This is a genomic window from Mesorhizobium sp. WSM4830, assembly GCF_055811495.1.
Genome location: NZ_JBVVQI010000022.1, coordinates 71,604 through 94,220 on the forward strand (window position 1 = coordinate 71,604; position 22,617 = coordinate 94,220).

25 protein-coding genes and 4 pseudogenes are annotated in these 22,617 nt (G+C 60.3%); 18 read left to right on the top strand and 11 right to left on the bottom strand.

Annotated features, from left to right (window positions below; all coding sequences use genetic code 11):
* Window positions 1-392: 392 nt before the first annotated feature.
* Window positions 393-662, bottom strand: a pseudogene (locus tag AC0L2Y_RS24430) (ATP-binding cassette domain-containing protein); the annotation flags it as partial.
* Window positions 663-765: 103 nt separating this feature from the next.
* Here AC0L2Y_RS24430 and AC0L2Y_RS24435 point away from each other — a divergent pair.
* Window positions 766-1,077, top strand: a pseudogene (locus AC0L2Y_RS24435) (Lrp/AsnC family transcriptional regulator); the annotation flags it as partial.
* A 144-nt stretch (window positions 1,078-1,221) separates the two neighbouring features.
* Here the strand turns inward: AC0L2Y_RS24435 and AC0L2Y_RS24440 are convergent.
* On the bottom strand, window positions 1,222-1,854 hold the full coding sequence (locus AC0L2Y_RS24440; protein ID WP_473560040.1) for an acyl-homoserine-lactone synthase: 633 nt from the start codon (window positions 1,852-1,854) through the stop codon (window positions 1,222-1,224).
* 73 nt (window positions 1,855-1,927) lie between these two features.
* A complete protein-coding gene (locus AC0L2Y_RS24445; RefSeq protein ID WP_473560042.1) occupies window positions 1,928-2,677 on the bottom strand; it encodes an autoinducer binding domain-containing protein in 750 nt (249 codons plus the stop codon).
* Window positions 2,678-2,804: 127 nt separating this feature from the next.
* On the opposite strand from AC0L2Y_RS24445, the gene AC0L2Y_RS24450 reads away from it, so the two are divergent.
* Window positions 2,805-3,017 carry a helix-turn-helix domain-containing protein gene (locus AC0L2Y_RS24450; RefSeq protein WP_473560044.1) on the top strand — a complete coding sequence of 71 codons (213 nt, stop codon included), beginning with the start codon at window positions 2,805-2,807 and terminating at the stop codon, window positions 3,015-3,017.
* A 28-nt stretch (window positions 3,018-3,045) separates the two neighbouring features.
* On the opposite strand, the gene AC0L2Y_RS24455 is transcribed toward AC0L2Y_RS24450, so the two are convergent.
* Window positions 3,046-3,306, bottom strand: coding sequence for a helix-turn-helix domain-containing protein (locus AC0L2Y_RS24455; RefSeq protein ID WP_473560046.1), 261 nt, complete (start codon window positions 3,304-3,306; stop codon window positions 3,046-3,048).
* Window positions 3,307-3,452: 146 nt separating this feature from the next.
* Between AC0L2Y_RS24455 and AC0L2Y_RS24460 the strand changes: the two genes are divergently transcribed.
* The 6 genes from AC0L2Y_RS24460 to AC0L2Y_RS24485 all read left to right on the top strand — a co-directional run bounded on the left by AC0L2Y_RS24460 (window position 3,453) and on the right by AC0L2Y_RS24485 (window position 9,096).
* Window positions 3,453-4,226 (top strand): IclR family transcriptional regulator, encoded by a 774-nt coding sequence (locus AC0L2Y_RS24460; RefSeq protein ID WP_473560048.1) that lies wholly within the window; start codon window positions 3,453-3,455, stop codon window positions 4,224-4,226.
* Window positions 4,216-5,409 (top strand): M24 family metallopeptidase, encoded by a 1,194-nt coding sequence (locus AC0L2Y_RS24465; RefSeq protein ID WP_473560050.1) that lies wholly within the window; start codon window positions 4,216-4,218, stop codon window positions 5,407-5,409. The genes AC0L2Y_RS24460 and AC0L2Y_RS24465 overlap by 11 nt, the downstream gene beginning before the upstream one ends.
* Complete coding sequence (locus AC0L2Y_RS24470; RefSeq protein ID WP_473560051.1) at window positions 5,406-6,698, top strand: threonine synthase; 1,293 nt, start codon at window positions 5,406-5,408, stop codon at window positions 6,696-6,698. Before AC0L2Y_RS24465 ends, AC0L2Y_RS24470 begins: the two co-directional genes overlap by 4 nt.
* Window positions 6,699-6,858: 160 nt before the next feature.
* Entirely contained in the window at window positions 6,859-7,605 is a 747-nt protein-coding gene (locus tag AC0L2Y_RS24475; RefSeq protein WP_473560053.1) for an ABC transporter substrate-binding protein, read from the top strand.
* 106 nt (window positions 7,606-7,711) lie between these two features.
* Window positions 7,712-8,368, top strand: coding sequence for an amino acid ABC transporter permease (locus AC0L2Y_RS24480; RefSeq protein ID WP_473560055.1), 657 nt, complete (start codon window positions 7,712-7,714; stop codon window positions 8,366-8,368).
* Window positions 8,365-9,096 carry an amino acid ABC transporter ATP-binding protein gene (locus tag AC0L2Y_RS24485; RefSeq protein ID WP_473560057.1) on the top strand — a complete coding sequence of 244 codons (732 nt, stop codon included), beginning with the start codon at window positions 8,365-8,367 and terminating at the stop codon, window positions 9,094-9,096. The genes AC0L2Y_RS24480 and AC0L2Y_RS24485 overlap by 4 nt, the downstream gene beginning before the upstream one ends.
* A gap of 45 nt (window positions 9,097-9,141) precedes the next feature.
* Here the strand turns inward: AC0L2Y_RS24485 and AC0L2Y_RS24490 are convergent, their stop codons facing one another.
* Window positions 9,142-10,188 carry a pyridoxal-phosphate dependent enzyme gene (locus AC0L2Y_RS24490; protein ID WP_473560059.1) on the bottom strand — a complete coding sequence of 349 codons (1,047 nt, stop codon included), beginning with the start codon at window positions 10,186-10,188 and terminating at the stop codon, window positions 9,142-9,144.
* The gene (locus AC0L2Y_RS24495) at window positions 10,185-11,150 is read right to left on the bottom strand and encodes a GHMP family kinase ATP-binding protein (protein WP_473560107.1); all 966 of its coding nucleotides are present in this window, start codon (window positions 11,148-11,150) and stop codon (window positions 10,185-10,187) included. The genes AC0L2Y_RS24490 and AC0L2Y_RS24495 overlap by 4 nt, the downstream gene beginning before the upstream one ends.
* A 291-nt stretch (window positions 11,151-11,441) precedes the next feature.
* On the opposite strand from AC0L2Y_RS24495, the gene AC0L2Y_RS24500 reads away from it, so the two are divergent.
* Window positions 11,442-11,738, top strand: a complete 297-nt coding sequence (locus tag AC0L2Y_RS24500; protein WP_473560061.1) for a transposase — start codon at window positions 11,442-11,444, stop codon at window positions 11,736-11,738.
* 32 nt (window positions 11,739-11,770) lie between these two features.
* Window positions 11,771-12,241: a transposase gene (locus tag AC0L2Y_RS24505; RefSeq protein WP_473560062.1), complete on the top strand. Its 471-nt coding sequence runs from the start codon at window positions 11,771-11,773 to the stop codon at window positions 12,239-12,241.
* Between the two features lie 446 nt (window positions 12,242-12,687).
* Here the strand turns inward: AC0L2Y_RS24505 and AC0L2Y_RS24510 are convergent, their stop codons facing one another.
* Together AC0L2Y_RS24510 and AC0L2Y_RS24515 are read right to left on the bottom strand one after the other, a co-directional pair.
* Entirely contained in the window at window positions 12,688-13,188 is a 501-nt protein-coding gene (locus AC0L2Y_RS24510) for a helix-turn-helix domain-containing protein (protein WP_473560110.1), read from the bottom strand.
* Window positions 13,082-13,435 (bottom strand): hypothetical protein, encoded by a 354-nt coding sequence (locus AC0L2Y_RS24515; protein ID WP_473560116.1) that lies wholly within the window; start codon window positions 13,433-13,435, stop codon window positions 13,082-13,084. Before AC0L2Y_RS24515 ends, AC0L2Y_RS24510 begins: the two co-directional genes overlap by 107 nt.
* 422 nt (window positions 13,436-13,857) lie before the next feature.
* Between AC0L2Y_RS24515 and AC0L2Y_RS24520 the strand changes: the two genes are divergently transcribed.
* Entirely contained in the window at window positions 13,858-14,745 is an 888-nt protein-coding gene (locus AC0L2Y_RS24520) for a LysR family transcriptional regulator (RefSeq protein WP_473560064.1), read from the top strand.
* A 397-nt stretch (window positions 14,746-15,142) separates the two neighbouring features.
* On the opposite strand, the pseudogene AC0L2Y_RS24525 reads toward AC0L2Y_RS24520, so the two are convergent.
* A pseudogene (locus AC0L2Y_RS24525) lies at window positions 15,143-15,358 on the bottom strand (IS110 family transposase); the annotation flags it as partial.
* An 85-nt stretch (window positions 15,359-15,443) separates the two neighbouring features.
* Between AC0L2Y_RS24525 and AC0L2Y_RS24530 the strand changes: the two are divergent.
* A pseudogene (locus AC0L2Y_RS24530) lies at window positions 15,444-15,663 on the top strand (hypothetical protein); the annotation flags it as partial.
* Between the two features lie 244 nt (window positions 15,664-15,907).
* Window positions 15,908-16,825 carry a hypothetical protein gene (locus AC0L2Y_RS24535; RefSeq protein ID WP_473560066.1) on the top strand — a complete coding sequence of 306 codons (918 nt, stop codon included), beginning with the start codon at window positions 15,908-15,910 and terminating at the stop codon, window positions 16,823-16,825.
* Window positions 16,826-17,843: 1,018 nt separating this feature from the next.
* Here the strand turns inward: AC0L2Y_RS24535 and AC0L2Y_RS24540 are convergent.
* The gene (locus AC0L2Y_RS24540; RefSeq protein WP_473560068.1) at window positions 17,844-18,773 is read right to left on the bottom strand and encodes a DUF1236 domain-containing protein; all 930 of its coding nucleotides are present in this window, start codon (window positions 18,771-18,773) and stop codon (window positions 17,844-17,846) included.
* A 503-nt stretch (window positions 18,774-19,276) separates the two neighbouring features.
* The gene (gene gloA2, locus AC0L2Y_RS24545) at window positions 19,277-19,660 is read right to left on the bottom strand and encodes an SMU1112c/YaeR family gloxylase I-like metalloprotein (RefSeq protein WP_473560070.1); all 384 of its coding nucleotides are present in this window, start codon (window positions 19,658-19,660) and stop codon (window positions 19,277-19,279) included.
* Between gloA2 and AC0L2Y_RS24550 the strand changes: the two genes are divergently transcribed.
* The 5 genes from AC0L2Y_RS24550 (at window position 19,647) to AC0L2Y_RS24570 (ending at window position 22,280) form a co-directional block, all read left to right on the top strand.
* Window positions 19,647-19,943, top strand: coding sequence for a hypothetical protein (locus AC0L2Y_RS24550; protein ID WP_473560072.1), 297 nt, complete (start codon window positions 19,647-19,649; stop codon window positions 19,941-19,943). The two genes, gloA2 and AC0L2Y_RS24550, sit on opposite strands and share 14 nt — an antisense overlap.
* 271 nt (window positions 19,944-20,214) lie before the next feature.
* Window positions 20,215-20,781 (top strand): hypothetical protein, encoded by a 567-nt coding sequence (locus tag AC0L2Y_RS24555; protein ID WP_473560074.1) that lies wholly within the window; start codon window positions 20,215-20,217, stop codon window positions 20,779-20,781.
* A gap of 73 nt (window positions 20,782-20,854) precedes the next feature.
* Complete coding sequence (locus AC0L2Y_RS24560; RefSeq protein ID WP_473560076.1) at window positions 20,855-21,178, top strand: hypothetical protein; 324 nt, start codon at window positions 20,855-20,857, stop codon at window positions 21,176-21,178.
* A gap of 249 nt (window positions 21,179-21,427) precedes the next feature.
* Window positions 21,428-21,784: a DUF1194 domain-containing protein gene (locus AC0L2Y_RS24565; RefSeq protein WP_473560077.1), complete on the top strand. Its 357-nt coding sequence runs from the start codon at window positions 21,428-21,430 to the stop codon at window positions 21,782-21,784.
* Window positions 21,693-22,280 carry a DUF1194 domain-containing protein gene (locus tag AC0L2Y_RS24570; RefSeq protein ID WP_473560079.1) on the top strand — a complete coding sequence of 196 codons (588 nt, stop codon included), beginning with the start codon at window positions 21,693-21,695 and terminating at the stop codon, window positions 22,278-22,280. Before AC0L2Y_RS24565 ends, AC0L2Y_RS24570 begins: the two co-directional genes overlap by 92 nt.
* Window positions 22,281-22,617 lie beyond the last annotated feature (337 nt).

A 22,617-nucleotide genomic window follows, 5' to 3' on the forward strand; every position in this document is an offset into this window, starting at 1 on the left:
GAGAATGATTTCGGCCTAGCCTCCGCCTAATTGTCCGGAATCAGACAGAGCCTTGAAGGCCGCCGCACCTTGCCAGTAAATCGTATTGGTCAGGGTTTCAGGGAGGAATTCTCGATGCCTCACTCGTTTCACACAGTCACGATTGAAACAGTAGCCGAAGTCTACGTTCTCTCCAGAAGCAAAGGCCGCTTCCTGTCCATCGGACAGGCAATTTGTGCCCTTCGGAAACTCATGCCGGCTTGCAAGGCGACCGACCACGAGTTGGAGGAGATATTGGCGGCAGCGTGCGTGATTCACAGCGTGCCCGTCGCTTTCGACGCCAAAACAGCCGATGGCGCATGGCTCCATTCGTAGAGGCGGAAATGCCCGCGCTATGATGCGCGCAGGAAAGGCGTTCTAATGACCATGATCCGGTCCGCAAAAAGGTGCACGATCGGCAAGTCATGTGTGATGAAAATATAGGAGAGACCGAGCCTGGTCCTGATGTCGGCCAGCAGATCGATCATCTGCGCCTGGATCGAGACGTCGAGCGCGGAAACCGCCTCGTCGCAGATGATCAGTTCCGGTTCGCTCGCGAGCGCACGCGCAATGGCGATGCGCTGTCGCTGCCCGCCGGAGAACTGGTGCGGGTAGCGGTCAGCGTGCTCCGGCAACAGCCCCAAGTCCGGTCGATGATCACTTCTGAGCCGACATTCGACGCGAGAAGGATCAGCGTGTTCTTGGAATCGATGCGTCTGCCTTCACTGTCGTCCATCATCCCTTACCTATGCTGCCCTGATAGACCAGGACATGGTCGATCTGCCGATCTCGGTGTTTGCCTCTATCAAGCTTGAGCGCCAGCGCGAGAGCGAGCTGAAGCGGTTCAACGCGGCGATCGCACGCTGGCCGGAGGTGGTCGATTGCTATCTGATGACTGGCCAGCGTGATTATCTGCTGCGTGTGGTGGTGCGCGACCTGCACGCCTATGAGCGCTTCCTGAAGGAAAAGCTGACGCGGCTCGATGGCGTCTCCTCGATCGAGTCCAGCTTCGCGCTTGCGCAGATCAAGCGGTCGAACCGGTTGCCGGTCGAGACATAATTTTTAACAAACATTGGCAAGTCAATCACTTAGGTTCCCTCGGTTTTCGAACGGCACGATTCGCCCGGTAACTGGAGCGGCCGTTTTGTCTGCCAGGCAGCATGTTCGTTCGAGGCGTGAGGCCCAAAAGTGGACGGCCCCCGGTCAGGCCAGCCGCTTGAATGGCGTTTCGACCCAAAGCACTGGGTCGGTTATGCGATAGAATTGTCGCGTCGCGGCCAAGGCGGACGGGCCGACATCGACCATGAGGCCGATAATGGTCATGTCATCGCATTTGAATGAAGATCCAAGCTGCCTTGGGCACCAGCCGATCGATGCCAAGCGGTCGAACCAGTAGTCCTCGCAGACAATCGTCAGATTGCTTATGCCTCTTTGAATGCAGAATTCAAGAATTCCGCAGTAGATCACGCCGGCGGCCTGGCAGGGTCGGCCGGGCTGGCGAAAATCCCTGGCCACGAAAAACCTGGTCCACTCATAGATATGGGGTCGGCGCGGAACGCCACCTTCGGCAAGTTGCGGAAAGATTTCGCTCATCAGATGCGGTCTGAGGCTCGGCACCAGGCGTGATCCGGCAACGACACCCCTTCCCGGCTGGATGCCGAGCAGATGAATGGCTTCTGGTGTATCAAACGGGTCGATCTCGCGACTGTCGGGGCGCCTCAGCTCATGCCAGCCACGTTCATCGACATAGATCTCATGTCGCAGGCGGAAGTAACTGTCGAGATCTCCTCGATAGGCAAGGCTGTTTGACGCGTCGACGACGTGGACCTGAATCATTGCTGTTCCTCAAGATGGAACCCCATCCGATCACGCGACGAATGCCCATGAAATACCCAGATCTGGGGATGGATCAAAGTTCGATTTCGCGCCTGCGATAAGCCTCGACGATGGCGTGCACGACATTGGCGGTGCTGAGCTTCTGCTTGATGTTGCGCAGATGGGTCGTCACGGTGTTTTCCGAAATACCAAGTATTCGGGAAACCTCCCATGCGGTCTTCCCGCCAGCGACCCACTGCAGGATTTCACGCTCCCGTTGGGAAAGCTTATGTCTCGGCCGCCTGAGCGAGCTGCCAACGAGTCGTTCAGCAGCCGAGTAAGCATGGCGCGCAAGTGCATGAACGGTGCAGCGCACCGTCGGCGCCAAATCAATTTCGCGTCCGGCAACCGTTACACAGGCCGGATCGCCAAATGAGGCCTGGATTGGAATGCAGATCCCGTCCCAAAGCCCAAACTCTTTTGCCTCCTCCATCACCTTCCTGGCGTTGCCGTTCGTCAGGCCGTGATGGACGTCGCTCCAAAGGAACGGCCCGATCGCACCACGGCACAAAGCAACACAAGGGTCATGGCGATAGTGTCCGGCAGCCATGTAGTGGTCGTACCATTCGCCCGGCCAACCGTTGACAAGGATGTGTCCATCCAACGATCCGGTGTCCTGGCGTGGCAATTCGGTGACGAGACAGGCTGCATAGCCGTGACGTTCGATGCTCTTGCGCAGTTGTCGAACGATTTCGGCGACGCTGCTTGCACGATCAATCAGCGCGGTTGCTTCAAAGATTTGCGTTAGCTGCTGCTGTAAGACGCTCCCATGAACCGCCGACATTTCACGCCCCTTAAATGTACTGAGACAAAGAAAGAATAAATAAGTTGGGCCCGACTGCAAGCTGCGGCATGACGTTTGACTACTATAGTAGGTGGCACTAAAGGGCGCGTTCTGACTGCCTCGCCGTATGAGGCTCAGGTCGGTTTTTGCTCGCAATCTGAGGTTGCTTCGCCAAGGCACCGGCCTGTCGCAGGAACAGCTCGCGGACCTTGCCGGCCTTGATCGCAACTATGTCGGCAAGCTGGAGCGGGAGGAGAACTCACCGACCGTCGATACCTTGGAAGTACTGGCGTTGGCATTGCAGGTTGACGAGGAGCAGCTCATCCGTCGCAACCCTTGATCCACCGGGCCAGGAGGCGCCGGGAGGATCACGATTTTCTGCTACGTCGCCCACGCGGCGTCACTGCTGGGGCATCTTTGCCTGGCCGTTTGATCAATTCCTCGATGTCGACGCTTAGTGCAGTGGCAAGCTTTGCAAGCGATAGAATTGTGGGATTGCGCCGGCCGGCCTCGAGACCACTCAGATAGGCGCGCGTGAACCCTGAACGGAACGACAGTTCCTCTTGAGAAAGGGCTTGTGCGCGCCGGATCCTTTGTACGTTCAAGCCGACAACCACCCGTAGGTCCATGAGGGCATGGTCGTCGTTGCGTACACTTTAGGACGACACACTATAGTGAACATTCGTCATTGACAGGCGCCGACATTGCTGCTTTTCTCATCATATTGCGGAACGCCATTCCGAAATAAGGAACGCCAGTGACAGGAAATCTTTCGTTGGAACGTGGGCTTGCGGTTCTCAATGTCCTCAAGGACGCGGACGAAGCTGTCGGGGTGCGCGAGCTCGCCCGCCGGCTTGAGCAGAGTGCTCCCGCCGTGCAGCGAATTCTCAACACCCTGGCAGAACAGGGCTATGTCGAGCAGTCGCCAGACTCGCGGCGCTACCGGCTCGGTCACTCCGTCCTGGCGCTGGCGCGGAAGATCCTGGGCAGAGATCGCCTGGTCGGCTTGGCTGAAATCGAACTGCAGGCGCTCGCCGCCGAAGGTTGCTTCAACGCATTCCTGGGCATCAGGCGGGGCAATCGCGGTATTTATCTCCTGACCGTGCAAAGCAAGAGTCCGGTCGTCATTCGCTCGTCACCCGGCGAAACGTTCCCATTGCACTCCACCGCACTCGGCAAGGCACTCCTGATGGAGCTGAGCGGCGAAGCAGTCGTTGGAATTCTCGGACGGGGTCCGCTGGAGCAGGTTGCCGTACGCACCGTCACGGACCCGCACAAGCTCGTGGTCCAAATCAGAGCCTCCGAGTCTATCGGCTACACAACCTCCCTGGACGAGAACTTTACCGGGTTGATCGCGGTCGGCGCACCGCTTCGCGATGCATCAGGAATGATCATCGCGGCGATAAGTGTGGCCTACCCCCGGTCTGTAGGGCCGCATGTGGAGATCGCCGAGATTGGTGAGGCAGTAATGGCGGCTGCGGCGCGCATCTCTGCCGGCCTCGGCTTTCCGGAAGCAAAACAGGCTCGGGAATCCCACCATGTTGCTTAACGAAGCCCGCCTGAAACAACGCATGTCGGCAGCCGAGCTTGATGCCGTTATAGCCACGACGCCGGAAAACGTGACCTATATGAGCGGCTTCTGGGCTCTGCCGCAATGGATCCGTCGTGGCCCGCAGGCCTATGTGGTTTGGCCGGCGCCTGACAAGGGCGCGCCTGAAATCATCGCCAGCACCAGCACTCTCGACCTCGTTGCCGATCAGGACGTCTGGGTAAGCAAGGTGCGGCGCTATGGCGACTTTTACGCCGATGTGGGTTCCTCGACCGCCATGGACCGCGCCAGTGAACGACACCTCCAGCTTCGCGAACTGCCGAGGCATCGCGATGCCATTACGGCTCTGATCGCCGCACTGGAAGAAGCCCAGCTCGGCCGCGGGCGGATCGGCGTAGACGAGGCGGGGCTCGCGCCAGGATACCTGGAAATCCTCAGAGCCCATTTTCTCAATGCGTCGTTCCTACCAGCCACCGCGTTGCTTCGCGAGGTTCGTGCTATAAAGACGGCAGATGAGATCGAACGGCTCGGCCAAGTTGCCCAGATTGCCGAACGCTCCATTCAAGCAGCACTCGCCGTTGCTCAGGAAGGCGCCACCGAAGCAGATCTGGCGCGCGCTTTTCACGTCAGGACGGTCGAGGAAGGCGCCCTGCCCGTACTGGGATGCATCGGCTTTGGCGAACGCAGCGCACTCATGAACGTCCAGCCGTCCGACCGCAAGTTGCGGGCTGGAGAAATCATCCGCTTCGACGTCGGTGGCCGGTTTCGGCACTACCGGGCCGACATTGCCCGCATCGCCACGCTGGGCGAGCCGCCGCCGCAGGCGCATCGGCTTCAGCAGGCCCTCCTGCACGGCGTTCAGCATGCCTGCGACATTATCCGGCCCGGCATGGCAGCAGCACGGCTCTTCGAGGCGGTGGTGCGTGTGGTCCAGCGCGAAGGAATTGCCCACTACGAGCGCGATCACGTCGGCCACGGCATCGGCCTTGATGGTTACGATGCGCCGACGCTCTCGGCGGGGAGTACCGACGTCCTTGAAGAAGGAATGGTGCTGTGCGTGGAGACCCCCTACTACGAAATCGGCCGCTGGGGGCTCCAGGTAGAGGACATGGTGGTTGTTCGCCAGGGCGGAGTGGAGCGGCTGACAGAGACGCACGATGCAATCACCCGGGTGCCGTCATGAGCCGCGCGGCAGGTTTTTCCTGTATTCGATGCGGCGCCTTGTTCCCCAGCGATACCAAAATTGATTCACGCGGCTGCCCGATATGCTGCGCCGAAGCGCCAGCCAATCTTAAGGTAATCTACGATCCATCCAGCGCAACATCGGCCGGTTCCGCAGCGGGCGCCGCGCTGCCCTCGCTGTGGCGCTATGCCGACATGCTTCCTTGTGGGCTCAGCGATGCAATCTCGCTGGGCGAGGGCCTGACGCCGCTGCTGAGCGCCGAGAGGCTGGGAAAGCAGCTCGGAGTCCCCAAGCTTCTTATCAAGGACGAGGGCGCAAACCCCACGTGGTCCCACAAGGACCGCTTCTCGACCGTGGCGGTGTCCATGGCACGTTTGAGTGGTGCACGCGTCGTGGCGACTGCTTCGTCGGGCAACGCCGGGGCCTCACTTGCCGCCTATGCTGCACGGGCGGGCCTGAAATGCGTCGTTGTCACATTCTCAGGCACCGCCGGCGCAATGTTGGCGCAGATCCGCAAATACGGTGCAAGCGTCATATCCCTGGCCGACAAATCCCATCGCTGGCCCTTGCTTGCCGCTGGTACTGAGCGCCTCGGATGGTTTGCGACGTCGCCGTTTCACAGCCCCGTGGTGGGCAGTCATCCGGTCGGGATCGAAGGCTACAAAACCCTCGCCTACGAGATCGTCGAACAGATGCATGGAGCCGTGCCGGACTGGTGCGCCTTGCCTGTTTGCTATGGCGACGCGCTTGCCGGGCTCTGGGCGGGATTCAAGGATCTTCTCAGCCAAGGCAGGGTCGATCGGTTGCCGAGACTCGTGGCGGCGGAAGTGCACGGGTCTTTGGCCAAAGCGCTTGCCGACAATGCCGATCTGGTTGCCGAGGTTCCCGCTGGCTTCGACACGCTGGCCATCTCGATCGGCACCACACGAAGCACGTTTCAGGCGCTCAACGCGCTGCGCGAATCTGGTGGCATGGCGATGCCGGTCGGCAATTTCGGCCTGATAGCCATGCAGCGGCAGCTTGCGGGCACCGAGGGGGTTTTTGCCGAGCTCGCCTCGGTGACGCCATTTGCGGCTATTGAATCCCTGAGACGCGAGGGCACGATCGCGCGGTCGGACAGCGTCGTTGCCATCGTAACCGCGAGCGGACTCAAGGATTTGGATCGTTCGAGCGGCCCTGACCAAGCACAACAATCGTTTCGGTCAGTTGCAGAAGCCTGGGAACACCTTGCCGGGGACCGTGACTATTTCACGTCCTCTCATGAACAACGCGCGACCAGGATATCCTGAAGAGAAGATAGAGGCGATCATGAACAGATGCGACTTCTGATCGACTGATGATCCCGTCCGCCACCGGACGGTATTGCGACTTCCAAAAGCTATCCACGAGAGGCAAATTCAACTCGCTTGGCGAGCGGAACCTTGATTCAATAATGGAAGGGGAATTTTCATGCTTCGCAAAACGCTCATTGGCTGGCTCGCTGCCATCGGTATCGCATTGGCAACTCAGGCGATGGCTGAGGAAACCCTCAGGGTCGGCGTCACGCCAACCGGGGTGCCGTTCACGTTTGTAGATACCGCAACCCGAAAGCCGACTGGCGCGATGGTCGATCTGGCAAGTGCGATTGCCGCGAACCTTGGCACGACCGTCGACTTCCAGGTAAACGCTTTTCCGGCCCTGATCCCGGCACTGACGACCAACAAGATCAATCTGATTTCCGCCAGCATGTTCATAACGGACAAGCGCAAGCAGGTGATCGATTTCAGCACGCCGGTTTACGCCTATGGCGAGGCGATGTTTGTTGCTGCCGGCGACAGCAAGAACTACACGATCGAAGAGTTGAGAGGAGAGACTGTCGGCGCGCAGATCGGCTCGACCTACGCCGACGCTCTGGAAGCGCTTGGCGTCTTCGGTCAAGTCAAGCTCTACGACTCAATCGCTGACATGATGCGAGATGTGGTCCTGGGCCGCATCAAGGCCGGCTTTGGTGACGCCCCGATCGTCGCTTATCAGCTTTCGAAGAACCCCGAACTGGGTGTTCGCCTCGTCGACGGCTATCGACCGATGAAGCAAGGCGAAGTCGCGTTGGCGGTCGCCAAGGAAAATCCGCAGCTTCTCGAAAAGGTGAATGCCTCCATCGCCAAGCTGAAGGAAAGCGGCGAATTAAGCCGAATTTTTGCCAAATATGGCCTCTGAAGCCATCCCCATCGAGCTCGAAACAAGCGTCGGCTGGCAGGACCATAGGATCGCATAGCAATGACCGGCTGTGAGAGCCGGGGAACGTGCCAAGAGGAAGCCGGCCATGACCAATTTCATCGCGCACGCAACGGAATATCTACCGCTTCTTCTTCAAGGCGTTTGGCTGACCGTCATGATAACCCTTCTTGCGCTGTGTCTGGCGACAGCGCTCGGACTTGTCTGGGCGCTGTTCAGGACATCGGGGATACGCTATCTCGCCGTGCCGACGCGGCTCCTTGTCGACTTCGTTCGCGGCATACCACTGCTGGTGGTTCTCTTTTATATCTACTTTGTCGCGCCCGAGATCGGCATCAACCTGACCGCGCTCCAGGCTGGCACGATCGGACTGGGCCTGGCTCACTCCTGCTATCTCGGGGAAACCTTCCGGGCGGGCATCGAGGCGGTCGACAAGGGTCAGGTCGAAGCGGCAAAGTCGATCGGGATGAAGCGTCCGTTGATGATGCGCCGCGTCGTGCTGCCGCAGGCAGTTAAGATCATCCTGCCGCCTTACGCCAACAACATGATCATGCTGCTGAAGGACTCCTCGCTTGTGTCGGTGATTTCGGTTCAGGAGTTGACCATGCAAGGTAAGATGCTTGCGTCGTCCACTTTCGACAACATGACAGTTTTTACCCTGGTGGCACTGCTTTACCTGTGCCTGACGGTTCCGCTGAACCTGTTTATGCGCAGGGTCGAGAGCTATCTTGGAGCGGCGGGATGATCACCTTCGACGACGTGCACAAGTCCTTCGGCGCCCATGAAGTCCTCAAGGGAATCAACGCCGAGATCGCCAAGGGACAGGTCGTATGTCTGATTGGGCCCTCGGGTTCCGGCAAATCGACGCTTTTGCGATGTGTGAACGGGCTTGAGACCTATCAGCGCGGTCGCATCAGCATCGACGGCACGGTGGTGGATGCCGCCTCGCCACAGGTTCACGCCATCTGCACCCGAGTTTCCATGGTCTTCCAACGCTTCAATCTGTTTCCGCATCGCACGGCGCTGGAAAACGTCATGGAAGGTCCGCTCTACGTGCTGAAGGAAAACAGGAACCAGGTCCGCGAGCGGGCCATGGCATTGCTAAATCGCGTCGGGCTGGCCGACAAGACGAATGCCTATCCCACATCATTGTCGGGGGGCCAGCAGCAGCGCGTGGCCATCGCCCGCGCCCTGGCGATGCGCCCGCAGGCCATTCTTTTCGACGAGCCCACCTCCGCACTAGACCCCGAAACGGTCGGCGAGGTCCTGCAGGTCATGCGCGCGCTGGCAGACGAGAACATGACCATGCTCGTGGTTACGCACGAAATTCAGTTCGCGCGAGAGGTTTCCGACAGCGTCCTCTTTCTCGACGGCGGCAGGATCGTTGAGCAAGGCCCGGCGAAGGAACTGCTTCGACATCCGAAACACGAACGCACTAGGGATTTTCTTCACCGGGTCATGCACCCGGTCTGACTACTGGCCGATGTTGGCTTATCGCCTAGTCTGGATTCGGACCTGTCACTGCGTATTGGACAGGCCGCCCAGCCCTGCGAGGACGGCGTTTAAAGTTCTGCGGTTCCAAGGGAATCTCGTCCATGCCGTCTCTTCGGCCGGACGAATTTGCGTGAGAACAGTTGGTTCAAGAGGAATTGAGATTGGCCAATCCTTCAAACCGGCGAGCCAGTCGGGGTTGTAGACTGTATCGGAATGACGATGCCCTTCATCTGGCATTATCACGACGGTGGAGGCTTCCGGATTTTGCCTGGCGAACCAGGCGGCGACCAAGGCTGCGGCGCCGCTGGTCGGCCCCATGAAGAGCCCGTGATCGCGAAACAGCCCATGCGCCATCGCGTAAGCCGGCAATGCGCCCACCCAATGAATATCGTCGATCATCTCATGACGAACATTGTCCGGCAAAACGCTGTTGCCGAGCCCGCGCAGCATGCGACGTCCGACAGGCTGGCCAAAGAGCATGCTTCTGTGGGTATCGACAGCAATCATCCTGAGATCAGGAAAGAGCTCACGCAGGAAGCCTCCGGTTCCACAGAGCGATCCGCCAGTGCCCACGCACCCGACGAGGCAATCGATACGGCCGAATGATCGAACAACGAGGTCGGCGAGACGCGCGTAGGCAAGGCGGTTTTCCGGACTATCGTATTGTCGAGGCCAATACGTGCCCGGGCTATCTTGCAGGGTCTGCTGAAGATACTGGAGCCGGCCGCGCTGATTGCCGTCTCCCTGAGGATCGTCGATGGCCATGACTTTGGCACCAAGTTGTTCCAGTCGCCGCCTGAGCTTCAGGTCGATGAGGCTGGAGGCCGTGACAAGTGTAAGCGCATAGCCACGAGCCGCAGCCAGCATGGCGATGGCGAGGCCGAATGTTCCCGACGTCGTTTCGATGATGTGACCTTCCCGCCTGAGGCGCCCTGACGCTTCCGCCTGATCGACCATGAACCGGGCGGGGATCAGCTTCATGAGGGAAAAGCAGGCGGCGTTGAGGTTGGGTGCGAGTTGGGCAAATCGCGGCGTCTCATAGGCGCGTAAATAGTCTTGCGCCGCGCTCACTGGATTAGCCCCATTTCGGCATTAAGGGCAAACATATGGACGCCTTGGAGGCCTGCGCCGCTCACCTGCCTTGCGAGCTCAGCAGCGCGCGTGGCGGCCCTGGGCGCAGCCGCATCCACAAGGATGCCGATCAATGTTCCGCTGTGGGCCACCTGCACGCCGCACGCGTCATGCGCCCGCGCTATATCCAAAACGGTATTGAAGGATGCCTTCGGCAGATGCCTCTGACTGATACTGGCGCTGATGGTTGCGACACGTCCAAGCAGGCGGGGATCTTGTTCCCGGATGGAGCGGTTCGCCAGTCCCCGCAGAACACGGAACAGCCCGATTTCCTCACCATCATAGCGTGCCCGCGGCATGCTCAGCGTATCGATCGGCCGGGCCCCGCCGTCCCTGAAACCCACCAAGAGAAGGGGCGGGAACTCGCCACCAAAATGTTCTATCGTACGGCCCTCCCGGTGGGCGAAAAGGATAGGTTGGTCGCCATAGGCAATGGCGTCACTTGCGCCTTCCGCGGCCACCGCCAGTCGCGCAATTGTTGACTGGCGCAGCGTGAGGCCTGCTGCAGCTGCCACCGCACGAATTGCAGCAATGACGTCTGCGGTCGAGGAGCCATAGCCGTGCCCGATCATAATAGGGCTTTCGATCGTAAGTTCTCCACCTCCTCCAGCTACTCCGATATGCTCCAGCGTGAGGGCCGCGGCGCGTGCCGCTTTGGTCCGGTTTGCAGGCCGCGGTCGAATCCCAATTTGTTCATGCGGCCAGAAGGTCGCTAGCGACTCTTGCGAAGTGAGCGGCAGGGTTAGAAGTCCGCGACAAAGCCTTCCGTTTTCCCCCTCAAAGGCGCCTTGGAGGAATTCCCCATGATGGGCGTGCGCTCGTCCGACTCCTACCGCCAGAGGCAGCCTGATAGTCTCGTTGTTGATGTTGCTCGAATTTGTCCGATGGCCGGATCTCGGCATCCCTGTCTTTGTCACTACGTCATCTCCTCACCTGGAACTTGGCAGATGATGCGTATGACTGATCCATGCTGTCACTCGCCAAATCTTGGTAGCGCCACTGGCGGCGCATCATGCAAAGATACCGACAAGATCGCCCCATCAATTGGACCGCTTATCCCGTTCGCTTAGGTGCTAACCATATCTAGCGATTGTTGCTGACGGATCGCCTCGCCTGCCCTATTGGCGTCGGCATGGCGAGGCGCTGTTTCCGACCGGTGGAAGAACGACAAGCCACCGTCGATCGAGAAGTTCGTGGAGACTTTCCGCGACGATTACGCATCCGCCAATTACCTCTTCAAAAAGCGCTGGCCGGGCGGCTTCGCATGCCCACGCTGCGGTTCCAGGAAAGCATGGCCCCTCGAGGCGCGGCCGTGGCTTTTCGAACGCGCGGGCAAAGGGGAGAGGCCTGGGTGCCGCAAGCAGACCTCGGTGATCGCCGGGACGGTCATGCAGGGCACGCACCTGCCGCTGCGCAAGTGGTTCCTGGCTGCGTACCTGATGGCGACGCACTCCAATTCCATTTCGATGCCGCAGCTCCAGCCTAACTAAGCTGGGCGTCTCCTACACAAACCGCCTGGCTGGTGGACGAGTCCGCCATCCCGTATTGGCGCAAGGAGGACGCGCTGGAGAGGGGTGGCGGAGCAGCACAAGCAAACCAGATATGGATCGCTGGAGCGGTCGAGACAGTCGGCAACCATGGGGTCGGACGCATCAGGCTCGCGCGCATTGCGGACCGGTCGACTCAAAGCATCGTTCCGTTCGTGGTAGCGAACACCCTTCCCGGAGCGGCGTTGCAGACGGATTCCCTTGCGTCGTACGGCAAGGTGCCCGGCCGTCGTCTCAGGAGGGTCAATCTGAGCAATAGGACCATGCCCGCCGACATCCTTTTCAAGTGGATTCACGTCGTTTTTGCGAACCTGGAGCGCTGGGCGCTGGCACAGTCCATAGCTTCCGGGAAAAGCATCTCGACGCCTACCTCGGCGAGTTCGCTTTCCGCTGGAACCGGCGGCGCCATTTTCAGCGCAATGGAAACGATGCTCGGGATAGGCTAGCGACTCGAGCCCGTCACCTACCGCGGCATTGTCGGCGATACGACGCAGTGAAAGAAAGAGCATATCGGCGAAAACGTGCCACCCGAACAAACGGATAATCGTGCAGGATCTCGCGAGCTACTACCGCGTCCACAGGATGAAGGTACTGGAGGAACTCACCTGGTGGGTGGGTCGCCTCAAGGAGGAGGATCCTGACGCGTATGGCGGCTTCCAATGGGATTTCGACGGCGTGCGAGAGTTCGATGAGCGGCGCCATTACACGCGCCGAAAGGCAGAGCGGCCAGTGCTGGCGCAGCGGCGGCCAGGCGAGGAACGGCTGACGGGAAGGCGCTACACCAGGCCGGATCCGCTCATACCCGGATACTGGCGTTGCCTCCCGTCCGGCGGCCCGCCGCGTTGGCGACCGAGTAGCCGCGCGCTGGAGTGGCCGTTCCGACGGCCCCTCGCTATGGCGGCGGGGCAGCCACTTCGTCCTCCATGTCGAGGGATTCTTCGACTGCTCCTGGGTTCCGGGCAATGGTCCATAGGAGCGTATTCGCCGCAGCATCCGGTTCCGAGCGACCTTGCTCCCAGTTTCGAAGCGTTGCCAGATCGAGGCCATACCTCACGGAGAACGCCTCCTGGGATAGCTTCGTGCGATCCCGGACTTCGCGAACGCTTATCGGCCGCGGCGCATGAACCTTCGCGATCACTCCTGCGGACGAGAGTTCATCCTTCAGTGCCCGAAGGTCGTCGACGCAAGGAACCGTCACGAATGCCTTGCCTTGATCAACCATCGCCGTCAGGACCGCGTGGGCCGTCCTCAGCGGCAGCTGTCTCCTGACGAGAGCCCGAGCAGCCTCAGGAGTATTTGCGCCGTGTAGAAAGCTGAGGCTCAGCCGGACGGGAGAGCCTGACGACACCCGGACGACGTCCCGGGTTCGCACCCGTTGTCCGAACCGCTCCATGAACTTCGATGTAGTCGACATTAAGCTTCTCCGCGATCACTCGACCGAGCTTGCGCAATTTGGACCAACCCCACTGGACCTGGGCATCGCCCCCAATATGGAGGTCACGGACGACCAGATGGTTGCTGCCCATATCCACGTCCCCCAAGAGCTGAAGCACGCCATCCGGCGTGACGACATCAAAGAGGAGGCATGGGTCCTCCGAAATGTCAGCGTCCAGAATGAGTTCGATATCATCGGGCTGCACATGCGATCTCTACGCAAGTTGCTTATAGAAAGTATGTCGGGTGCTGGCGAGCGTCAAGGCCTAACCGATCCCCGCTTGGCGGGATGCTGGCCCGAATCGTGCCACCTTGGCCCAGTCTACGCTAATCGACCGGGAGAAGGGGGACAGACGCAGCACGCATATACTGTGGCCACGTGAGCGAACGGGATAAGCGGTCCAATTGGTGCGTCAAATACTGGACTAGATACAGCAACACTAGCAGACATCGGTTGGCCATGCGGACAACCGTTCCGAAATCAGTGCGCCATGCACCGTGTCTTCATTATTGTTCTTGTAAGGAGGGTCGGACTGCTCACCTCGTGTCAATACTGAGATTTGGCGATAGCCGGCAGCGGCCAAAAGCGCTCAAACGCGTCTTGTCGCCAACTTGACTTTGAGCAGAGATGCGGAGCTCCATCCAACTTGCGACCCTCAATTATGCACTTGTGGTCGCGGAGGAGGGCAGCTTTCTTCGCGCCTCCCGACGCACAGGGATCGATCACACCGCGCTCAGCCGGCGCATCCGCGACCTGGAATTCGCGGTAGGTACGAGGATATTCCATCGCCATGCTCGCGGCGTCGGCCCAACCCCGGCCGGCGAACGCTTCCTGGAGCGTCTGCGCTCCGTGCTGCTCGAGCTCGACAACACGCTCACTCTGGCCAGGTCCGGCACCAAAGATGAACACCAAAAGCTTTGCATCGGCTCCAACGGGATCATCCTCGCCGGGCGGGCCTTGGATGCAATCATCGAGTTCGGGCAATCTCATCCCAATGTGACCGTCAGCTTGACAGAGAGTCCTTATCCTTCGCCTGAGGCTGCTCTGGGTGCCACCCGGGTCGACCTGGTCGTGACCTCCTCCTCCCGGTTTACCGGCGGCGCGTTCGAATTGACGCTGTGGAAAGACACGCTGGCTGTCGTCCTTGCCTCAAATCATTCTCTAGCCAGCCGTTCCGTGATCGAGTGGCACGAATTGCACCAGGAAACGTTGCTGGTGCGCAGGGGCGAAGCATTTCAGCTCGCCGACGCTGTTGGACGCGGCGTGCAGTTTCCTCCAATCGTCGAACATCACGTCAGTGCCGGCATCCTTTTGCGCCTTGTCGGAAACGGGCTTGGAGTCGCTCTGATCCACGATCGAGATGCCGACAGTGTTCCTCACGATGCGGTCTGTCGCAAGCTGCGGATCGGCGGCAAACCAATCCAGATCTCCAGTTTGGCCCGTTGGCACCCCGACAACGCCAATCCTGCCCTGCCGACCTTCATCTCATTCCTGCGCGATCGATATTCGTCCTGACAGTCATCCGACCCGCATAACCCGAACAGTCACCCGGTTTCGGAGTGTGTCGGGCCCCGGCAAACGCACTGTCAGTTGTCATGAACCGGGTCAGCATTGGCGGGATCGGTTCAGGCCAATCTCGCCAAGACGTCGGCGCTATTAACGCCCTTGCCTTGCAAAGCTGGAACTATACTCCACAATTGCAAGGATGATCGAACTCCGGATCAGCACAGAACTTACCGAGACGCTGGACAGCATGCCCGCTTTGGCGCTGCTCGGGCGACTGGTCGGTAGGACGACCGAGAAGTTCCGCCCAACCTCTGAGTCTTTGGACGCCTGAGACCGCGCCGAAACTGTCGGAGCGGCACGTCGAACTGACTCACCGTCCATTTGCTTCTCCTTTGTATCACGGCGCGCGCATGCACCGTCTCCAGGCAGATCGCCGGCAGGCCGAGTTCTTCAGTTCCTGATGCAGCCACGGCGACAGCGGGCCGGCTTCGTGGCCGACGCGGCGCAGGCGCGCTAGAAACGGCTTCAGCACCGCAACAGCGCCTCCTGGATCGGTCACCACGGCTGCCTCCAGGTGCACCGCGCCATGGTCGTCGTCGACGCAAACCGCCGTCTCGTCCATCGCCACGTCCAGTTCACAAAAGAGAGTTCCATCGTCTGCCTCCGGCGCTGTTTCACAGCCGCAGCATGTGCAGCCGAGTCGCCACCCCGGCCTGACCATGCAGCGCTACAAGGGCCTTGGCGAAATGAACGCCGAGCAGCTCTGGGAAACGACGCTCGACCCGAATGCGCCCGCTCTTACAGGTCAAGGTCAATGACGCGACCGATGCGGACTCATTGTTTTCACGGTTGATGGGCGACGAAGTCGAGCCAAGGCGCGAATTCATCCAGGAAAACGCGCTGTCGGTCGCCAATCTGGATATCTGAGCCGCGATCCAGAGCCCGATCGGCAGATATGATGTACATTGGTGCGCGTCGGCGCACCAATGCTGTCTGCTGCATTGCAACAGAGACCACAAGGGCCGCCGGAACGGAAAAGCTTTCGAGGCATTGTAGTTGATCACAATCCCCGCAGGAGGCATCCATGGGACGTGGCATTTTGCTCTGGCTTCTCGGAGTCCCGATTCCGATCATTATTCTGATCATGCTGTTCGCAAGGTAGGGGGCTTCGATGCCGTCCACCCTAACGACTGTCGACGTTTCCGCACCGACGGAGTCCTCTTCCCCCGCCGTCAGCTGGGGGCCAATCGTCGCCGGGGCCTTTGCTGCCTCGACACTTACCTTCATTCTGATGCTGCTCGGCTCCGGGCTTGGGCTGAGCATGGTGTCGCCATGGTCCGGCTCGGGTGCGTCAGTCACCACTTTCGCCGTTTCCACCGCCGTTTGGCTGATCGTCGTGCAATGGCTGTCATCGGGCGTCGGCGGCTACCTTGCCGGGCGGCTGCGCACCAAATGGGTCGGCATCCACACCGATGAAGTGTTCTTCCGCGATACCGCTCACGGCTTCCTGGCCTGGGCGCTTGCGACGCTGCTCGTCGCCGGGGTGCTCGGCACGGCTCTTTCGGCCGCGATAGGCACCGGTGTGCAGGCTGCTTCGACTGTGGCATCCGGCGCGGCAATGGGCGCTTCGGCAGGTGCAACTGCAAACGCTGGTGGCGCCTCGACCGACAACGCCACATCGTATTTCGTCGATACGCTGTTCCGCCCGGCCGATCCGGCAAGGCTCGCTGCCGCCAACCCGGAGAGCGACGCCGCGGCAACGGCGCAGGCATCGCGCATTCTGATCGCGAGTGCCGCAGCAGGCGAAATATCGGCCGAAGACAAGACCTATCTGTCGCGGCTGGTGGCCGCCCGCACAGGTCTGTCCGAAGCCGATGCCACCGCTCGTGTCGATGCAGTAATCGCCAAAGCGCAGGACGCCAAGGTTAAGGCTCAGCAGGCGGCCGACACTGCCAGAAAGGCAGGCGCCACCTTCTCGCTGATCGGCGCGCTGTCGCTGGTCGTCGGGGCCTTCATTGCCAGCGCGGCTGCAGCACTTGGCGGCAGGCAGCGCGACGAAGAGGAAGCGATTTTCCTGACCAATCGTTGATCGGTGACTCATGCAAATTCGATCGTGAGGCTTGCCCGTCGATTTGATGACGAATGACTAGTGGGCCGAGCATCCCGAGGCATGGTTGCACGGGCTCCGACGGCCTGCCGATCGGCGGTGAGCCAAAGCCGGTCAGCGATACGCTCGAAGGCGACCCCGACGAGGTGACGTGGTCCAGCGCTAACCTTGAAAGGCGCATTGCGCCAGCGCGCCGCACGGTCAGTCCGCCCCAAAGAGACTCGGAACGGGGCGACGAAGCGGGCGGGTGGCCACCCCGGAAACCAAGCGAAGGCCCCATCTGAATTCCGATGCGCGAGTGCGTCGATCAAGCTTGCCCCACATGAGATTCGTGCATCCCGACCTTCTTCACCAGAGCCCGCAGTCGGCTGGTGGGGCGAGGCAGAAACTTTGAAAAGCTTCCAGGAACCCCAGTCGATCGCGAATTGCAGAACCTTTCAACGACGGGTATGGGGCCGGAGAACGAGCCCGCTGCGCGCGATTGGCGCGTGGGGTAAGTAGAGATCGCGAACCGCACGTCGCGCTCGCATTGAGGGCGGTTCGGCTGCGTGTGCGGTAGCCCCGAGTAGGCTAGCTGCCAGCACAAGGGCGATCCGGGATTTAGCCAAGATCGGGGAGCATGTCACCGAGGCCGATCGCCTCGAAGGCGGCCCTCATTGGCGGATCAAAGCCGGGATCGATCCGGGCGCTCCCGTAGCCCTGCTCGACATGCCAAGCATCGGTCTGGCGTAGGGCTGCGGCGAATTCCTCGGGCGTTTCGGCCTCGCGCGTGGCCCTCGCAATAGTTAACGATCGTCAACGCGGTCGGCGAGGTCTAGTGCCGTCCCGCTTGGTATCGATTACCCCCGCCCGATCGGCCGGTTGGAAGCGAAACGATCGGCCGCTCGTCTTAAGCCATTCGGTTTCATCCGGCATCCCTCGCATTTCGCGGCCGGGCAAAAAGATGCCGCCGAGCCTTGCGGCACGGCGGACCTTTTGCTTTCGCAATGTTCTCCCCCGATCAGGCCTCAAGGATCGCCACGATCTCGTAGGTGTCCGGATCGACGATGACGATGCGTCCGTCGGCCAGCACGAAATACTCGTAGCGTTCATAAGCCGGGACGATCTTGACGATACGGGGCGGCAGTCGGTGCAGGCGGATCTTATGCCGCGGCACCTCGACGCCGACTGAGACGTCGAAGTCGACACTCGCGACCGGCTGGACGTGGGTCTCGTGGATGATCTGCGTGATCTGCGTCTTCTGCTCGACCGTCACGTTGTTGATCGAGGCCGTCTTGTTCTCGTCGGTCTGGACCTTGGTGTTGCCCTGGGCGTTCTGCTCGGTGGTTGTACCGGTCTTGCCCTGGGCATTCTGCTGGGTCTGCATCTTGGTCGTACCCTGGGCGTTCTGCTCAGTGGTTGTGCCGGTCTTGCTCTGCGCGTTCTGCTCAGTGGTTGTGCCGGTCGTGCCCTGGGCATTCTGCTCAGTAGTCTTCATCTTGGTCTTGCCCTGGGCCTGCTCGTTCGTCTTCGAACCCTTCGGGCAGTTGGCCATGCCGGTCTGGCACTTGGCCGTACCCTGAGCCTGCTCTTCGGTCTTGGTGCCAGCCTGACCCTGGGCCTGCTCGCTGGTCTTCATCTTCGTCTTGCCCTGAGTCTGCTGCTCGGTGCTGGTGCCGGCCTTGCCCTGGGCCTGCTCATCGGTCTTTACCTTGGCCTTACCGTGAGCCTGCTCCTCGGTGTTGGCGCTGGCCTTGCCCTGAGCATTCTGCTCGGTCTGCGACTTCATCTTGCCCTGGGCCTGCTCGCCCGCCTTGCCGCCCTTCTGGCAGTCGGCCTGGCCAGCGGCGCAATTGTCGCCTCCGCTCGGCTGCGCGGATTCAGTCTGCGCCATCGCGGCGCCGCAACCGACGCCGAGCGCGATCATGCTCGTGATCAGAAGATGTTTCATCTGATTTCTCCTCGGAACCTCGGTCCCTTCATCCTGATAAACCCCAGCCGAAAGGCATTGTTCCGAATTTGTCCGCAAACCCCGGTTACGTTTTGTTAAAACGCCCACGGCAAATTTTTCAGGAACAAGGCCCGGCCGGCCGTCGGCTTGGTCAGTTCTTGAGATCGCAGGCGCAGCGTAGAAGGCAATTTGCCGGTGCTCTTCTAGCCCCAAGGCGGGGCCCTCTATATCGCCGGCAAGGCGTCTTTAGGGGACGATGTCTGCCGTCGAGCATCTCGCTGGCCGCCCTCGGCGGTCGATATGAGGCGCATTGCAGTTCGCAGGCTGGTTGTATCTGCGGACTGACGCCGGTCGAAATCATCGGTCAGGGCGGTCACTTCTAGCAAGAGACCGTCGTTGGAGGAGAGGAGCCGAGTGCCGTTCCTGCAACCAGCCGTTATCAAAAAGGCGGTAGATTTGGCGCCCCCACCTTCGACGACGTGGTCGCGAAGGCGAATCGTTCTTTATGGGGCTTCGTAGAGCTCCAGCGGCAATCCGTCTGGGTCGCTGAAAAAGGTAAACCGTTGGTCTGTATATGGGTCGATCCGGATTGGCTCAACAGCAACGCCAGCGGCTTCCAGGCGCATAATTACAGGATCAAGCTTCGCCACGGCAAATGCCAGATGTCTCAGGCCTGTCGCCTCTGGGTGGGACGGCCGCATCACTGGTGCAGGGAAGGAGAACAATTCCAGCTGGACGGACCCGATCCGCAGGTCGGTCTTCCATGACTGCCGCTCTTCCCGATAGACCTCCCGGATCAGATCGAGGCCGAGGAGTTCGACGTAGAACCGTCGCGACCGGTCGTAGTCGGTGCAGATGAGCGCTACGTGGTGAATGGCTTTCAGCATGCTACGAACTCTAGCCAAGCTGGGATATGAGGCCAAGGTCATCATCGGGTACGCGTCACTTTATTTAGTCGCCGTTTATGTCGCCGTTCGCGAGGGGCGTCTCGCCCTTACGGATCTTCATCTCCATCCAATCGGCAGCATGATGTCGCCGCCAGACAGTAATCAAATCCGTCATGTCGGCGTGCCTCCCGATAGGCAGCTATTAACGCCGATCCTGCCAAAAGCTGTCGAAGGGGAAGTCCCCTTCTCGGTGCCGTCCGAGCGCAACATCTGCCGAAGATGAACGCACGGCAGCTTCCAGGATGGCGAACTGATGGCTGGACGGCGACAATCAGGCGCTTAGCCGCCAATTTTTCGCGCCCAAGATTGACCGGTCCGCGTCAAGGGCCAACCTTTGCAGCGGATAATCGACCTTAACATTGTGCTGATTAAACGGCGCCCCGAAATGGCTGGCCGTGTCAACCCCTGAAGATCCGACCGGGATTCTTGGTTTTGCCGGATCTGTGGTACTTATGAACGCGTGTGGTGGGCATCCATCGCCAGGGTAGACTTAAATGGCTGCCAATAGGGCAATCGCGCCCGCGATCGAGGATTGCTACGACGCCGCTTTCGAATTCGGACGGTGGCCGGAGGCGCTTCAAAACCTTGCCGATGCCCTAGGCGCTACGAATTGTGTCATTCGCGCCTGTGACGACACCTATCCTTTCCGGAGCGACCAGCGCAAGCGGACCACACCGACGGCCGATTCGACGGAACATGCTGAATTTTCGGCGCTCTGGCTCAAGAACATCGAAGGTGCTCCCGATCCCCGTTGCGAGGGGTTGAGGCTGCGGGCGAAACCCGCAACCTGCTTCACCGTCGAGGACGAACTCACCACCCCGAGGAGAGAAGGTTTCTCCCCTACTATCAGGAATAGCGCGCCCTGGGCACCGCGAGTGGTGGGCAGCCGTCTACTTTGGGTGAAGAAACACAAGTGGTTCCTGTCGATGTTTCGCGATGCCCGCACCGGGGCCTTCAATTCGTCCGAGGCCGACCATTTTCTGCTCGTGGTGCCGGATCTGAAGCGGATCATCAGCCTTGCCGAGAAGAATCTCGCTGGACCCGACGCTGGCAGTTCTTAACCAATTCAATTTTGGCGCGGCGCTGCTTGATCGTCGTGGCTGCCTGATGCGTTGCAACGAGCATGCGGATGCTTTGTTCGGCTCCGGCCTTGTGGTCCGCCACGGCCGCATCCACGCAACGGATCGGGAGAGCAATACCCGTCTGCAGCGGATGATCGGGGCTGCCGTCTCAAGCGCACTGGACGGGCCGTTACTGGTCGAGCCTGAAATCATCGCCCGCGAAGGATCGTTCTGGCTTCTAGCCGAGGTCGTGCCGATGACTTCATTCGTGCGTGACTTGTTCAACGGCGGCGACTTTCTGCTTTGCTTCACCGACCTAGTGACGGAACGGGCGCCATCGGAACGATTGCTCGGTCAAACATTTCAATTCACGGCGGCCGAAGCGCGACTGGCCTAAAGCCTGAGCTCCGGCGATGGAATCGATGCGGCGATTGGCCATGAAACCGCGCGAACCCAACTCCGGGCAATCCTCGCCAAAACCGGAACGCATCGCCAGGCCGAGCTCACGGCGCTGCTGTCGCGCTTGCGAACGCATTCACACCCTAAATGGCGCCCTCACCCAATCGGGTGAAGCGCGCAGATAACTAGCCAAAGCACACTCTCCTATTGGGTCTGAGATCGCGCCTATGGCGCCGGGGAGCGCCGAATGAAAACGTTGTTTGGCCGGAAATTTCGAGGACATCCGCCGAAGATAGAGCGGCTCACAAGGGCGTTCGTCATCGCATTGGCGCTGCTTGCCAGCTATCCCTGCTTACCATCGGCGGGGGTCGAACCAGGAACGCTCGGCGTAGATCTTGAACTGGTCCTCGCTGTGGACGTCTCATCCTCGATGAGCCTGTCGGAGCAACGGATGCAGCGCGACGGGTTACGTCAATGCATTTCGGCACCCGGACCTGGCGAGAGCCATAGGATTGGGCGCACGTGGCACGATCTCGGTTTCGTATTTCGAATGGGCTGGGCCGAACTATCAGCGCGTTCTCCTGCCCTGGACGACTGTCGGTAGTTACGCCGACGCAAGACAGTTCGCCGATGCGCTGGCAATCAAGCCTATAAGCGGACAGCCAGGGACCTCCATTTCGGGCGCGTTGCTGTCGTCGGGTGACCTGTTTTCGCAGAGCCGCACCGTAGGCCCGCGCCGGATGATCGATATATCGGGAGATGGTCCCAACAATGCCGGCCTGCCGGTCGCACCGATACGGGACAGACTGACGGGCTCCGGCATCACTATCAACGGCCTGCCCGTGTCGCTGCGGCGCGGTGGTTCCAACCCCTTTCAATCCTATGGTGCGCGCTATCTCAATCTTTACTACGAGCATTGCGTCATCGGCGGCCCAGACGCATTCGTGATAGGGATTGACGATCTCAACCTATTCGAAGTCGCAATTCGCCAAAAACTGGTTCGGGAGATCGCTGGCCTTGCCTCGCGACCCAGGCTCGCGTCCTATTTGGCAGGCGGCCCCGTGTTCGACTGCTCCATGGTCGGAACCACCGCGCGGTAGCCCACAGCCGGCCTGACAATTTAAAAATGGCCTTTCTCTGTTCTCATCGATGCACCACCCGATCGGCACCTGGGAGAGACGACCCCGGCGTTCTGGATCAGCCGCTAGCTCGCCTGTCTGCGTCTCAGCTTGGAGTGGCACTTGGCTCCAGAATTTGGTGGCTGGCCACTCGTGTTTTGGTGCGCCGGCAGGTGGTCCGCTTCGAAATCAAACAAGCCGCTCTCGTTGGCAACGCCTGATGCTGGCGCAACCGCAACCCCAGAATGTCGCCAACAGGCAGCGCCAGCGGTTCACCTCAATGGCCGGAACGCGGCGCTTTGCTGCCATTCGAAGGATG

Bases quoted from the DNA above. Each gene is read 5' to 3' on its own strand.
- AC0L2Y_RS24440 (WP_473560040.1), bottom strand. From the start codon at position 1,854: ATGATTCAGGTCCACGTCGTCGACGCGTCAAACAGCCTTGCCTATCGA.
- AC0L2Y_RS24445 (WP_473560042.1), bottom strand. From the start codon at position 2,677: ATGTCGGCGGTTCATGGGAGCGTCTTACAGCAGCAGCTAACGCAAATC.
- AC0L2Y_RS24450 (WP_473560044.1), top strand. From the start codon at position 2,805: ATGAGGCTCAGGTCGGTTTTTGCTCGCAATCTGAGGTTGCTTCGCCAA.
- AC0L2Y_RS24455 (WP_473560046.1), bottom strand. From the start codon at position 3,306: ATGGACCTACGGGTGGTTGTCGGCTTGAACGTACAAAGGATCCGGCGC.
- AC0L2Y_RS24465 (WP_473560050.1), top strand. From the start codon at position 4,216: ATGTTGCTTAACGAAGCCCGCCTGAAACAACGCATGTCGGCAGCCGAG.
- AC0L2Y_RS24470 (WP_473560051.1), top strand. From the start codon at position 5,406: ATGAGCCGCGCGGCAGGTTTTTCCTGTATTCGATGCGGCGCCTTGTTC.
- AC0L2Y_RS24475 (WP_473560053.1), top strand. From the start codon at position 6,859: ATGCTTCGCAAAACGCTCATTGGCTGGCTCGCTGCCATCGGTATCGCA.
- AC0L2Y_RS24480 (WP_473560055.1), top strand. From the start codon at position 7,712: ATGACCAATTTCATCGCGCACGCAACGGAATATCTACCGCTTCTTCTT.
- AC0L2Y_RS24485 (WP_473560057.1), top strand. From the start codon at position 8,365: ATGATCACCTTCGACGACGTGCACAAGTCCTTCGGCGCCCATGAAGTC.
- AC0L2Y_RS24495 (WP_473560107.1), bottom strand. From the start codon at position 11,150: ATGCCGAGATCCGGCCATCGGACAAATTCGAGCAACATCAACAACGAG.
- AC0L2Y_RS24510 (WP_473560110.1), bottom strand. From the start codon at position 13,188: ATGGAGCGGTTCGGACAACGGGTGCGAACCCGGGACGTCGTCCGGGTG.
- AC0L2Y_RS24520 (WP_473560064.1), top strand. From the start codon at position 13,858: ATGCGGAGCTCCATCCAACTTGCGACCCTCAATTATGCACTTGTGGTC.
- AC0L2Y_RS24535 (WP_473560066.1), top strand. From the start codon at position 15,908: ATGCCGTCCACCCTAACGACTGTCGACGTTTCCGCACCGACGGAGTCC.
- AC0L2Y_RS24540 (WP_473560068.1), bottom strand. From the start codon at position 18,773: ATGAAACATCTTCTGATCACGAGCATGATCGCGCTCGGCGTCGGTTGC.
- AC0L2Y_RS24550 (WP_473560072.1), top strand. From the start codon at position 19,647: ATGGCTTTCAGCATGCTACGAACTCTAGCCAAGCTGGGATATGAGGCC.
- gloA2 (WP_473560070.1), bottom strand. From the start codon at position 19,660: ATGCTGAAAGCCATTCACCACGTAGCGCTCATCTGCACCGACTACGAC.
- AC0L2Y_RS24555 (WP_473560074.1), top strand. From the start codon at position 20,215: ATGGCTGCCAATAGGGCAATCGCGCCCGCGATCGAGGATTGCTACGAC.
- AC0L2Y_RS24565 (WP_473560077.1), top strand. From the start codon at position 21,428: ATGAAAACGTTGTTTGGCCGGAAATTTCGAGGACATCCGCCGAAGATA.